The 12620-nt window shown below is 47.5% G+C and carries 9 protein-coding genes and 2 tRNA genes; 6 read left to right on the top strand and 5 right to left on the bottom strand.

What is annotated here, in order from left to right; genetic code table 11:
* Positions 1-7: 7 nt before the first annotated feature.
* Positions 8-93: transfer RNA gene (locus AC5JBY_RS14785), tRNA-Leu, on the top strand.
* A 30-nt stretch (positions 94-123) separates the two neighbouring features.
* Positions 124-207 (top strand) — tRNA-Leu (locus AC5JBY_RS14790).
* Between the two features lie 69 nt (positions 208-276).
* Here AC5JBY_RS14790 and AC5JBY_RS14795 read toward each other — a convergent pair.
* Positions 277-897: a tetratricopeptide repeat protein gene (locus AC5JBY_RS14795; protein WP_495905380.1), complete on the bottom strand. Its 621-nt coding sequence runs from the start codon at positions 895-897 to the stop codon at positions 277-279.
* A 371-nt stretch (positions 898-1268) separates the two neighbouring features.
* Between AC5JBY_RS14795 and AC5JBY_RS14800 the strand changes: the two genes are divergently transcribed.
* Positions 1269-3185: a tetratricopeptide repeat-containing sensor histidine kinase gene (locus AC5JBY_RS14800; RefSeq protein ID WP_495905381.1), complete on the top strand. Its 1917-nt coding sequence runs from the start codon at positions 1269-1271 to the stop codon at positions 3183-3185.
* Positions 3186-3266: 81 nt separating this feature from the next.
* Here the strand turns inward: AC5JBY_RS14800 and AC5JBY_RS14805 are convergent, their stop codons facing one another.
* The 4 genes from AC5JBY_RS14805 to AC5JBY_RS14820 all read right to left on the bottom strand — a co-directional run bounded on the left by AC5JBY_RS14805 (position 3267) and on the right by AC5JBY_RS14820 (position 7981).
* On the bottom strand, positions 3267-4847 hold the full coding sequence (locus AC5JBY_RS14805) for a DHA2 family efflux MFS transporter permease subunit (protein ID WP_495905382.1): 1581 nt from the start codon (positions 4845-4847) through the stop codon (positions 3267-3269).
* An 11-nt stretch (positions 4848-4858) separates the two neighbouring features.
* The gene (locus AC5JBY_RS14810; protein WP_495905383.1) at positions 4859-5968 is read right to left on the bottom strand and encodes an HlyD family secretion protein; all 1110 of its coding nucleotides are present in this window, start codon (positions 5966-5968) and stop codon (positions 4859-4861) included.
* A gap of 27 nt (positions 5969-5995) precedes the next feature.
* Positions 5996-7336: a TolC family protein gene (locus tag AC5JBY_RS14815; RefSeq protein ID WP_495905384.1), complete on the bottom strand. Its 1341-nt coding sequence runs from the start codon at positions 7334-7336 to the stop codon at positions 5996-5998.
* A 72-nt stretch (positions 7337-7408) separates the two neighbouring features.
* Positions 7409-7981: a TetR/AcrR family transcriptional regulator gene (locus tag AC5JBY_RS14820; protein WP_495905385.1), complete on the bottom strand. Its 573-nt coding sequence runs from the start codon at positions 7979-7981 to the stop codon at positions 7409-7411.
* A 177-nt stretch (positions 7982-8158) separates the two neighbouring features.
* Between AC5JBY_RS14820 and AC5JBY_RS14825 the strand changes: the two genes are divergently transcribed.
* The 3 genes from AC5JBY_RS14825 to AC5JBY_RS14835 all read left to right on the top strand — a co-directional run bounded on the left by AC5JBY_RS14825 (position 8159) and on the right by AC5JBY_RS14835 (position 12610).
* The gene (locus AC5JBY_RS14825; protein ID WP_495905386.1) at positions 8159-10042 is read left to right on the top strand and encodes a tetratricopeptide repeat-containing sensor histidine kinase; all 1884 of its coding nucleotides are present in this window, start codon (positions 8159-8161) and stop codon (positions 10040-10042) included.
* 89 nt (positions 10043-10131) lie between these two features.
* Positions 10132-10776, top strand: a complete 645-nt coding sequence (locus AC5JBY_RS14830; RefSeq protein ID WP_495905387.1) for a response regulator — start codon at positions 10132-10134, stop codon at positions 10774-10776.
* 127 nt (positions 10777-10903) lie between these two features.
* Positions 10904-12610, top strand: a complete 1707-nt coding sequence (locus AC5JBY_RS14835; RefSeq protein WP_495905388.1) for a hypothetical protein — start codon at positions 10904-10906, stop codon at positions 12608-12610.
* Positions 12611-12620 lie beyond the last annotated feature (10 nt).

Genomic DNA, 12620 nt, shown 5'->3' on the forward strand with positions numbered 1-12620 from the left:
AATCGTCACCCCGGTGGCGGAACTGGTAGACGCGTTGGACTTAAAATCCAATTTGCCGAAAGGCGAGTACGGGTTCAACTCCCGTCTGGGGTACAAAAGTTCTTATTTGAAATTTTTATGGCTGCCCAGGTGTTGAAACTGGTAGACAAGCCACTTTGAGGTGGTGGTGTTCGAAAGGACGTGCAAGTTCGAATCTTGTCCTGGGCACATAAGTAGAAAGCTCCGAATGTTCGGAGCTTTTTTATTTTAAGACGTTCTCAATACTGCAACACTTATTTAGTGGCAGTTTGCGTCAATTTCTTTTCCTGCTTCAGGATCGCCTAAATCTTTTGCGATCTTAAAAGAAATACAAGCGCTATCCTTGTCTCCCATTTTTGAAAATGCTATTCCTTTTTTGAAGTAGGCTCTTGCGTCTTTATTGTTAACGGCAATAACAGTATTGTAAGATTTTATAGCTTCTTCAAACCTATTTAATTCCCGTAAGGATTCTGCTTTATTGAAGTAGGCAACTGTGGGATAGTCTGTACCTTTTTCAATAACACTATTAAAGTCAGCCAAAGCTTTTTCGTAATCTTTTGTAACAAAGTATATCATTCCTCTGTCACTATAGCCAACAGAGGAATCTGGTCTTAGCTCAATAAATTTGTTTGCCCTCTTTAATGCTTTGTCGTTATATCTCATATTCAGCGCGCAAAAGCATGAGCCTCTTAAAGCGTCTAAATTATTTTCGTCAGCGAATAATGCATCATCAAATTCCAGGTCGGCGTTAAAGTAATCACCTTGCGACATGAGCTTTGTCCCTTCAGCCACATGGTCTTTGTTTATGCTTACCTGGCAAGATGTTAAGCAGGTTAAAATAGCTGATACAATCAGGATTCTCATATTGTCAATCTTCATATCCCGAGGTTATTAAAATCAAGAAATAGCTAACGTCGTTTCCACTCCTTTAATTGTTATGTGGCATTTCCTAAAAGCTCCTATACCACATCAGCTCTTCTTCTATGCATTTCCTGTGAAGACATGCAAGATATATTGTATATACAAATTAAGTCCATTGACTCTCCATTGATCTTTCGTACTATAACGGAAGATCAACGGAGGATGAACGGAGGATGAATGGAGAATCAATGGGAAAACCATATAAGCAAAAGGAGCGTTCTTGGGCAGAGTTGACCTTTTGCAGGCATATTGCCATTGCCTCAACCCGCTACCTTTTCCTCGTTTTATCCCCCTGGTTTATAAACAGTTATTTACATTAACCCCCGTACATGGCAAACAGCAATAAGTTTTCACCCCGCTGCCGATCCTTCACGCGGTTCGTGCCGACGTGTGCTATCATGCTATTGATTAGTACTACCACCATGTTGGGCCAAACATCAGCACTGGATAGTTTACTAAAGCGGATAGCAGTAGCCCCGGACGATACCAATAAAGTAAATCTTTACTGGGAAGCTGGTGCTTCAGTGATTTATCAGCATGCTCCCGCTGCCATTCCTTATTTTAATCACGGCATGGCGCTGGCCCAAAAACTTCAGTACCATCGCGGGCTTGAACGTTGTAATACCGGTACCGCCCTCGCATTCACTTTCATGGGAAAATATGATTCCGGCCTGGTGTATAATAATAATGCTATTTACTACGCCCGTAAAGTAGGCGACGTAAGCAGGCTCGCATTGGTGTACCTCAACAGAGCGGATAGCTATACCAATTTGCAGCAGTTCAGTGAGGCCTTGAAAAATTGTGATACGGCGATAAGTTATGCAGAACTTTCCGGCAACAAAGACAGGATGGCACGCATTTATGCCATCCTGAATTATGTGTACACTGCCCAGCAACAATATGACCAGGCATTAGCCAGCCTGGATAGGTCACAGGCGCTTTTTGAACAGGTACAAAATATACAAATGGTGGGACAGTCGCATTTCAACCGGGCCTTACTGTTCCAGAAAACAGATCAACCGGATAAAGCCATTCAGTCTATACAAAAAGCCATTCGCATTGCAGATAGTATACAGAACTTTCAGAACCTGTCCTCTTTTACGATCGTGCTGGCGCAGCTATACCATACACAGAGAAACCTTACGCTCGCTGATTCTGTAGCCCGTATTTCTCTCAGGTATGCTTTGGAAACAGGAAATCGTACGCAGCAGGCTGTGGTGTATGATATGTTCTATACACTCAACATGAGTAAGAAAAACTATCAGCAGGCTATTGAGGAGGAGCTGAAGGCTTATGCTATTGTTCAGGAAGACCGCGACCTGTTGCGCGAAAAAGATGTTGCCGCCAACCTGGCGGATGCGTATCTTAAATTGGGCAATACTTCACTGGCCTATAAGTATCTGCAAATAAGCAAAAACCTGAACGATAGTTTGGTGAAGGCGCAGTTCAATGACGAAACTGCGCGGCTGCAAACTACTTTGCAGGTAGCTCAAAAAGATAAGGAGATACAATTGCTGAACAAAGACAAAGAGTTACAGCAACAAAGATCCATTGCTTCATTTGCAGTAGCTGTTTTTGCTTTACTGGGTATTGGCCTTTTCGTTAACCGCTATCGCCTGCGCCAGCGCATGAAAGAGCTGGAGCTGCGCAACCGCATAGCAGCCGACCTGCACGATGAAGTAGGAAGCTCGCTTAGCAGCATTCATATGCTTAGCCAGGTGGCGGCGCAGCAGCAACAGCATGATGTTGCACACAAAGACATACTATTAAGGGTAAGCACCAATGCGCGGGAAACAGTGGAGAAGATGAGTGATATCGTATGGATGATAAAGCCGGGTGAAAAGGAGGGGCAGGGCCTTGTGCAGCGCATGGAAAGGTTTGCTTATGAAATGTGCAGCAGCCGGAATATTACCTGTTCTTTACAGGATACAGAGACCTTACACAAGCTAAAAATGTCTATGACCCAGCGCCGGAACTGCTACCTTATCTTTAAAGAAGCGCTCAACAATGCAGTGAAATACAGTGGCACCGAAAAAATTGACATCCTGGTCAATTTGCAAAACCGGCAGTTTACACTCACCGTAAAAGATTACGGTAAGGGGTTTGACCCGGCTGTCATCGTTGCGGGTAATGGATTGGATAATATGAAAAGCAGAGCCAAAGAGATAGGTGGGCAACTGACCATCGATTCCATGCCAGGAAAAGGAACGACTGTTTTGCTCACCCTCAATTCCCTAACTACGTGATCTTGCTTGCCGGGCGCGCAACAATAAAAAAGCCCAGCCGCGATAGCGGCATGGGCCTATGGGGGACGGCTAACTATCAGTTTAATGCGCTGCCTCAGCCATGCTGACCTTGTTCTTCGATTGCCTTACAAACAGGATGACAATAGGTACACAGATCAGGAACATGAGGCCCACATACAAGAACACATCCATATAGGACAATACAGTGGATTGTAAGTTGATGGAGCCTTCCAATAATTTATAAGCCGAACCTTCCGCCACATTCACGGGTTGTCCCTTGGCGATAAAGCCAGCTTTCAACTGTTCCACACGATGCTGCACATCGGGGTTATAAATATCCAGTTTCGACACGAGTGTACTGCGGTGTACCATATTTTGCCGGGAGATGAAGGTAGAGATCATCGCTACACCAAAGGAACCACCCAACTGGCGCATCATGCCCTGAAAGGCTGCACCCTGACCGATCTGCACGCCACGTAGTGTGGAGAGCGACATCACGGAAACAGGCACCGCCAGGAACCCAAGTCCTACACCGCGGATCATCAGCACCCAGAAGAAATTATCGCCACCGGTAGAAGGGGTAATGATATAGTAACAGCCCATACAGAAAATGAAGAAGGTGATAAAACCTCCGGTAATGAGTAGTTTCTGTGAAACTCCTTTTTGTATCAACTGACCTATGATCGGCATCATGAAGGCGATCATCAGAGCGCTGGGTACCATCAGCATACCGGTTTGCTGGGCATTCCATCCCAGGATCGATTGAGTATAAACTGGTATCACGAAGGTGGATCCATACAAACCAAATCCCATGATGAACGACAGGATGGTTCCAATGCGCAGGTTGTTATTCTTCAACACCCGCAGTTCTACAATCGGATACTTAAACGTCAGCTCACGCCAGATGAAGAAGAAGAAACCCAACACTGCCAGTACGGTCAGCAGGATGATGGTAGTATTACTGAACCAGTCTTCTTCCTGACCTTTTTCAAGAATGTACTGTAAGCAACCAACACCCAATGCCAGCAACCCAATGCCCAGCCAGTCTACTTCACTGGGCTTACGCTTCTCGGTATACTTAGGACTTTTTATGTACCGGATGGTCAACAGCGTAGCGAGGATGCCCACCGGGATATTGATGTAAAAGATATAGGGCCATGCATAGTGCTCGATGATATAACCACCCAACGGAGGACCCAGTGTAGGGCCTACGATCACGCCCAGCATATAAATGGCCTGCGCCATGGCACGCTTTTCTACCGGGAATATCTCCGTGATGATCGTTTGTGAAGTAACCAATAACGCACCGCCGCCTAATCCCTGCAAAAAGCGGAAGAGGATCAGCTCATTGATGCTGGTAGCATTGCCACACAGGAAAGAAGAGACGGTGAACAGAATGACAGAAGCGGCAAAGTAATTGGTACGGCCAAACTGCTGCGATAACCAGCTCGTCATGGGCACGATGATCACGTTGGCGATGGCATACGCAGTGATCACCCAGCTCACCTCATTGAGTGTGGCGCCGAGCGTACCCCGCATGTCACTGATCGCAACGTTTACGATCGTGGTATCGATGATTTCCAACAGGGCACACACGACCGCCGTAATGGTGATGATCACCCGGCGGGCGCCGTACTCTATCAGCGAATTTTGTTGTTGCATCTTGATATAGATTAATTAACCGCATCGAGGTGAATGTCCACGTCCACGTTGAGGCCCGCACGCAGCAGGTGGATCAGGGAGTCGCTGGCATTCGTAAACTCGATACGTACCGGAAGACGTTGCACCACTTTCACAAAGTTGCCGCTGGCATTATCGGGCGGCAGCAGGGCAAAACGCGCACCGGTAGCAGGGGAGAAGGAGCCTACTTTCGCTTCAAACTCATGGCCGGGGAAAGCGTCCACTTCCACGATTACTTTTTGTCCTTCCCTGATTTTACCAACCTGTGTTTCTTTGAAGTTGGCAACTATCCACACATCATCTCCCTGCACAATGCTGAACAATGCAGCGCCGGCATTCACGAATTGACCTTCACGCACATTCACTTTGGATATCTTGCCATCGGAAGAAGCTGTGACTACTGTATACGAGAGATTCAATTTAGCATCATCCACGGCTACCTGCTTTTCTTTGATGGCAGCAGCAGCCACACCCACCTGCGAAGCAGTGGCATTGCTTTGTGAGCTCACGGCATTAACCTGGCGTGAAGCTTGTCCTTTTTGTTCCTGCAACACCTGCAGTTGCTTCTCGGCCGTTTGTTTGGCAGCCAACGCCTGCTCATATTGTTGCTGGGTAATAGAGTGATCTTTGATCAGGTTCTCAAAACGCTTGAAGTCTTCGCTGGTGCGCCATACGTTTACTTTTGCTGTTTCGATCTGTGCATCGATGGTAGAAACAGATGCCTGTGTGGTAGCGATATTGGCATGTGCAGCGCCGGCATTGGCGCGCATGGCTTCGAGGTTCGATTGGGAAGTAGCAAGCGCTGCTTCAGTCTGCTCCACTTTAAGCTTCATATCCCGGTCGTCAAGAATGAGCAGGGTGTCGCCTTTCTTTACTACCTGGTTGTCCTTTACGCGCACTTCGGTTACATAACCGGATATGCGGGGGATCACGGGGCTGATGTTGGCTTCTACTTGCGCATCATCTGTTTCTTCGTGATGAAGCGAGTGAATGTATTTGCTGATACCAAACCAGCCACCACCCACTACCAGCAGGATGAGGATAACGGGGAAGGTATAGTTTCGCTTTTTAGGAGCAGCTTGTTCATTATTTGTAGTAGACATAATAATAGTTTTATCCTTTAAGGGTCTTTATTTTACTGATTGATCATGGGTTAACGAGCCGGCTTGCTCCAGCAATGAATTATAAGCCACCACAATGTCGGCTTTGGCTTCTTCCAGTGCGATCTTCGATTGCAGCAACGCCACGTTGGCGTCCAGCAGCTCGGTGGTGGTCACGAGGTTGTTGTCGTGCTTGTTTTTCGTGATGCGGTAGTTCTCGGTAGCATTGATCACCGATTTCCCCTGCACTTCAATGCGCTTTTGAGCTGACAGGAAGTTCTGATAAGCTCTGTTGATCGAGAGCCTGATGTTGTCGCTCAGCATTTCCTGGTTGGCTGAAATCTCCCGTTCGTTGGCCTGGGCAATGGCCACCGAAGACTTCGCTTTCCATAATGAGCTGAGGTTGTATTGAACGCCTACGCCGATGTTCACAATATTGGTAGCCGTCACCAGTTTGGGAATATAACCGGCGATATAACCACCCGTCAGGCCAATACTGGGATAGAACTCTCCTTTGGCTGCATTGATCTCGGCGCCTACTGCTTTTTTGCGCAGGCCAAGCGCTTCCACATCTTTGCGATTAAGGAAAGCCTGTTGCTCGTAGTTGTCGAGCGAGCCTGGCGTGAATGACTGGCCGAAGCTGGTAGTATCAGGCTGCAGGATAGTTTGTTCCGGCAGGCCCATCATCAGGTTCAGACTTACCATCGCCAGCTGCAGGTTGTTTTCAGCATTCACCAACGCCAGTTCAATATTGGCCGTTTGCAATTGAGCTTTTAAGAGATCATTGCGCGCCAGCAAACCATTCTTTTCAAGATTGCCGAAATCCTTGTCGCGTTGTTGTGACTGGTTCAGGTTCTCTTTCACCAGCTTCACGGCCGAAATGGATTTGTAGAGATTGCAATAAGCATTGATGGTGTTGAGGATCACTTGCTCCTTGTTGTATTCGGCATCGGCTGCTGCTGCTTTTTCGAGGTACTTAGCCGATTCAATACCATAGCGGATCTTCAAGCCGGCATACAGCGGCAGGTTGGCAGATACCATACCATACATCGCCTGGTTGGGTTTGGGGAAAGCGCTTCCGCTGCTATCCTTGCTGCCGGTTTTGAGGTCGATGTTGGGGGAGGTGAGGAACATGTAAGCGCCACTGATCTTCACGTCGGGCAGGCGGTTGTCAAGAGCCTGTTTCAGTTGGCCGGTAGCAGCGTCGATCCTTGCTTTGTTTACTTTCAGCTGTTTGCTGTTTTGTAAACTTAGTTCGATCGCCTGCTGTAGCGACAAGGGCTTTGGGTCCTGGGCATGCACGGCAAAGGAGCAAAATATAGCCAATCCTAAGCACAGTGCCAGTAAACCACTTTTTTGAGTTGGGTACATATACATTTAGTTAAAACAAACGATGATAAAGAACACCATGAGTGAATAAATATTCATCATTCTGGCAAAAAATTAGTCCTTGATGCCATCCCAGCACATTTCGAACATGGCTTCCTTGAACTCGTTGGTGATCTTGAGCTGGTTGTAGGTGCAATGCTTCACCAGGTCGCGCATACCACCCCGCACGAAGAGCATGATCCAGGAATAATCGAACTGCTTGATCAGCTTTTCCTTTTTGCCCCGCTCGATCAGCTCACGCCAGGGCAACATACGGTCTTTCGTTGCCTTCCTGGTTTCATCTGAAATAAAGGGAGAATGGAAGCATTGTTCAATAAAGACAAGTTCGTCGAAACGCTCAATGGAATGTCTGAGCATATTCATCCAAATGGTATGGAAAGCCACTTTGAAAGGAGCCGATGGGTCGTATCCCGTAAAGTAATGTTTGGTATAGTCGTCGATGCATTTATCGAACAACTTCACGATCAGTTCTTCCTTATTGGCAAAATAGATATATACCGTGCCGGTGGCAAAACCTGCCTTCTTGGCAATCATGCTCATGGTAATGCCCGATAGCCCCTGTTCCTTCACCAGGGTGAGGGTGGCGGTGTAGATCTCAGCTATTTTACCTTCGTCTTTCGGTTTCACGGCACAAAGATAAATGAATAATTATTCAGTTAAAAGTGCCTGGGTGGGTATTTTTGTTAACGGCTTGTTTATGGCCATGATAAGATGGTGCCAGATGCTTCATTATTTACCGTTTACTCGTTCATATTCATCACTATGTGCGCTATTGGGTAGTTTGCCCCATAACCACCCTCCAACATGTTCTATCGTATACTGACCGGGTTTTTATTACTCGCCTGTACTACTGCATGGGGCCAAACCAGCAAGCTGGATTCGCTGCTCAAAAAATTACCCACGGCTAAAGAGGATACGGCAAAAGTGATGTTGCTGCGCGATATCGGCAACAACTACGCACACCAGGACCCGCTCCTGGCGGTTGCCTATTGGAAGCAGGGTGTAGCGCTGGGAAAGCGTCTCGAATACATTAAAGGTCTTGCCCGTTGTTATATCAATATTGCTACCGGTTATTCTTTTGCCGGGATGCTCGATAGCTCCATTACTTACTCCGATACAGCGATTTACTATACCAAGCTCACCGCTGATCCTGCCCGGCTGGCATTGGTCTACCTCAACAGGGCCGATAACTACGTGAACCTGCATAATCCCCGTGCCGCTTTGATCTATTGCGATACAGCGCTACAGTACGCCGAAAAAGCAAAAGACAATGACCGGCTGGCCCGTATTTACCACATCATTGGTGATATATACGGCAGGCAAAAGCAATATGAGAACACGACCCTTTATTTCAACAAAGCGCTTGAGCTTTACCTGAAAGATGCCAACTACATGATGGTAGGGCAGGTATACAGTGATCTTGGTGGCATGTATATGGACCAACGTAAGCACGACACTGCGCTGGCGTATTTCAAAAAGGCATTGGTGCTCGGCGATAGCACACGGGATAGTAAAAACCTTTCTGCTTATAATTCAGATATCGGCACTTTGTACCTGCAGCAGAAGAAACCCCGGGAGGCCAGGCCTTACCTCGATAAGGCATTGGATTGGGCCAAAGACCAGGACAACAGCCGGCAATATACCGTGGTCTACATCCGGATAGCCGACATGTACAACCAGCAAAAAGAGTTTGCAGCAGCCGCAAAGGCTGGTGAATCAGCGTACCAATACGCGCTGGTTGAAAATGACTTTGGTTATAGGAGAGATGCGGCTTCCGTGTTGAGCGAAGCGTATGCCGGACTGGGCGATCATAAAAAAGCGTATGCCAACGTGAGAATTGCGTTGGAATTGAACGATAGCCTCTATAAGCAGCAATACGATGCAGAGACCGCTACGCTGGAAAAGAACTTTGAAGTAGGGCAGAAGGATAAAGAAATAGCCCTGCTGAATAAAGACAAAGAATTACAGCAACAGCAATTGCGCAGCCAGCGTTTTTATCTCATCGGTTCGGTGGTGCTGGTGGCCCTGGCCATTGCAGGTATTTTCCTGCTGGTGAGCCGCCACCGTTTGCGCCAGCGCATGAAAGAGTTGGAATTGCGCAACCGTATAGCCGCCGATCTGCATGATGAAGTGGGCAGTTCACTGAGTAGTATTCATATGCTGAGCCAGGTGGCCGCCATGCAGCATGGGCCGGGCAACGGACAAACAGAAATCCTGTCGAAAGTGAGCTCCAATGCCCGCGAAACGATGGACAAAATGAGTGACATCGTTTGGATGATCAAGCCCGGGGAAAGTGAAGGGCTTAGCCTTACTCAGCGCATGGAGCGTTTTATGTATGAAATGTGCGCACCACAAAATATTACCTGTACGCTGGATGGAACCGAAGCATTACAAAAGCTGAAGCTCTCCATGCAGCAACGCAAGAACTTTTATCTTGTCTTCAAGGAGGCACTCAACAATGCTGTCAAATACAGTGGCAGCCATACGATCGATATCACAGTAGATATGCACAACCGCCACCTTTGCCTACTGGTAAAAGACAAAGGGAAAGGATTCAATACGGAACTGGCCGGCAGCGGCAATGGATTGGACAACATGCGCAACAGGGCAAAAGAGCTGGGCGGCAAGCTGGATATCCTTTCCGCGGCGGGCATAGGAACGGAAGTGCAGCTGTTTTTTCCTGTCTGACTTCTTACTTCCTTCTTCTTACCTCCGGTATTCACCCATATTCGCGATCTCCCATATCGTAAAATAATTGTTCTTTTGTAATAAGACCTATGCCCGAGATTCGGATCACCATATTTGAAGACAGCAAACACCTCCGTGAAAGCCTGCAGATCGTACTGAACGGTACGCCCGGCTTCATGTGTGCAGGCGCTTACCACAACTGCAGCGACCTGCTGCACCGGATAGAGAAAGACAGGCCCGACATTGTGCTGATGGATATCGAGATGCCAGGTATGAATGGCATAGAAGCCACCCGTATCATCAAAACTACTTTCCCTAACATACACGTGCTTATACAAACTGTCTTCTTCGAGGACAGTTATATCTTCGATGCCATCTGCGCAGGCGCTTCAGGTTATATATTAAAGACGACAACACTGGCAGGCTATATAGAAGCCTTGCAAAATGTGAGCAGCGGCGGCTCGCCCATGACGCCGGGCATCGCCCGCCGGGTGATGGAATTGTTCAGGGCCAATGTGCCGGAGCGTAATACTACAGAGAAGGTGGAACTCACCAACAAAGAAAGCGCCGTACTGCAACACCTCGTAACAGGCAAGAGCTATAAGATGATCGCCTCTTCCATGGAACTATCACTGGATACCATCAAAACACATATCCGCAACATCTATCTCAAACTGCAGGTAAACTCCAACACCGAAGCTGTTGCCCGCGCCCTCCGCGATAAACTCGTATAACCAATCAGGTGAATCCGCTACTCTGAATTCACCACTCTGGACTCACTACTCCTCATTTCTCACCCTTTCTCGCGATTTTATTCCCTTTGTGTATGAATCAATTTTGTATGGTTAAAACAACTGCTCCATGCATTACCACCCATACACCAACAAATTACCCATCCTGTTACTGCTGGTCTTGTTTGCAAGACCATCCTTCTCGCAGGATATTGAAAGCATCAACTTCAAAAAGCCGGTAAAGTTCAGCGGCACCCTCAACCTTCAGTTTGAGCAATATGGCGCCAGTGGCATCGAAAACAGGAAACAGGCTTCTTCCTGGATGATCAGTGGCACGCCGACTCTAACTGTACTCGGCATACAGATACCGTTCTCTTTTCTCCTGAGCAACTTTGAGAACAGGTACTACCAACCCTTCAATCAATATGGAATCAGTCCTCGTTACAAATGGGTAACCGTTCACGCCGGTTACCGCAACGTTCAGTTCTCTCCCTATACGCTGGCAGGCTATCGCATGCTGGGCGGTGGGGTAGAGCTGAACCCTAAAGGGCTGCGGCTCGGATTCATGTATGGGCGGCTCAACCGCTCTGCTTCTATCGACTCGGCACAGATGGCCAATCCACTGGCCTTTCGTCCGGTAGCTGCTTACACCCGTATGGCTTATGCAGCCAAAGTAGGCGTAGGATCAGAAAAGAACTACCTCGATTTCTCTTACCTCAAAGGATGGGACAAAGAAGGCTCTGTAGATTCCAAGTTCAGGGATTCATTGCCACCGGCGGAGAACCATGTGCTGGGCCTATCGTGGAGACTTACTTTCTTCAAGCACTTCACCTGGCAAACGGATATCGGTCTCAGCCATTACACCAATGACATACACAGTGAAAAAATAGCGCTGGATTCTTCCGATCCCAAAATACTCCGTCAGCTCACGAAGTTCTTCGGTTCCCGCATCTCATCACAAGTCTTGACGGCGGGTGAAACAAAACTATCCTATGCCGGAAAAATATTCGGACTGGGCGTTAGCTACAAGCGTATCGATCCCGATTACAAATCCATGGGCGCTTACTTCTTCCAGAGCGATATACAACAATTTTCGGTGTTGCCTTCACTGCGGCTGATCAAAGGAAAACTAATGATCAATGGTAACCTCGGCTGGCAGGAAGACAATATCTATCAGCAAAAGCTGGCTACCTCCAAACGCTTTACCGGCAATGGCAACATCAGCTATATGCCGGTGCAGTGGTTTGGCCTCAACCTTAGCTACAGCAACTTCGGTATCACACAGAACCCCTTACGTACTTCCCCAACAGATGAATTGTTCAAACAGGTGTCGCAAAGCGTTGTGCTGATGCCTTATTTAAACTTTGTCGATGAAAGCACTGTGAAGAATGTGCAGTTCGTGGCCAGCTATCAATCACTCAACAGTCCGGTACAAAGCATCAATGCCACGGCCGATCAGCACACGCTCTTCTCTACCCTCGTGTATAGTCATTCCTTCCTGAAAACAGGGCTAACCTTCAATGCTTCGGCTAATTATAATAATACGAGTTTGCCAGGTGGCGATATTGGTTCCATAGGCGCGGGGGCGGGAGCTACGCTGCCTGTCTTCAAACAAAAGCTGGCGGTCACTACCAATGCTACTTACAACAGCAACAAGTTTGACGGTACTTCCAACGGTTATACCCTCAATGCTGACGTGGGACTCAGCTTTAGGCTTATAAAGAGAAATACAGTACAACTGCTCTTTAATTACCTAAAGAACGAAGCCAAGGACCAGACCGTCGTGCAAAGCTTCGATGAAAAAACATTCCGTGTCGGCTACGGCATTACCTTCTAACAAACCTTAC

This window comes from Paraflavitalea sp. (assembly GCF_059502485.1).

Excerpts from the sequence above, each read along its gene's own strand:
- AC5JBY_RS14800 (WP_495905381.1), top strand. The coding sequence starts at position 1,269 with ATGGCAAACAGCAATAAGTTTTCACCCCGCTGCCGATCCTTCACGCGG.
- AC5JBY_RS14825 (WP_495905386.1), top strand. The coding sequence starts at position 8,159 with ATGTTCTATCGTATACTGACCGGGTTTTTATTACTCGCCTGTACTACT.
- AC5JBY_RS14830 (WP_495905387.1), top strand. The coding sequence starts at position 10,132 with ATGCCCGAGATTCGGATCACCATATTTGAAGACAGCAAACACCTCCGT.
- AC5JBY_RS14810 (WP_495905383.1), bottom strand. The coding sequence starts at position 5,968 with ATGTCTACTACAAATAATGAACAAGCTGCTCCTAAAAAGCGAAACTAT.
- AC5JBY_RS14805 (WP_495905382.1), bottom strand. The coding sequence starts at position 4,847 with ATGCAACAACAAAATTCGCTGATAGAGTACGGCGCCCGCCGGGTGATC.
- AC5JBY_RS14835 (WP_495905388.1), top strand. The coding sequence starts at position 10,904 with ATGCATTACCACCCATACACCAACAAATTACCCATCCTGTTACTGCTG.
- AC5JBY_RS14795 (WP_495905380.1), bottom strand. The coding sequence starts at position 897 with ATGAAGATTGACAATATGAGAATCCTGATTGTATCAGCTATTTTAACC.
- AC5JBY_RS14815 (WP_495905384.1), bottom strand. The coding sequence starts at position 7,336 with ATGTACCCAACTCAAAAAAGTGGTTTACTGGCACTGTGCTTAGGATTG.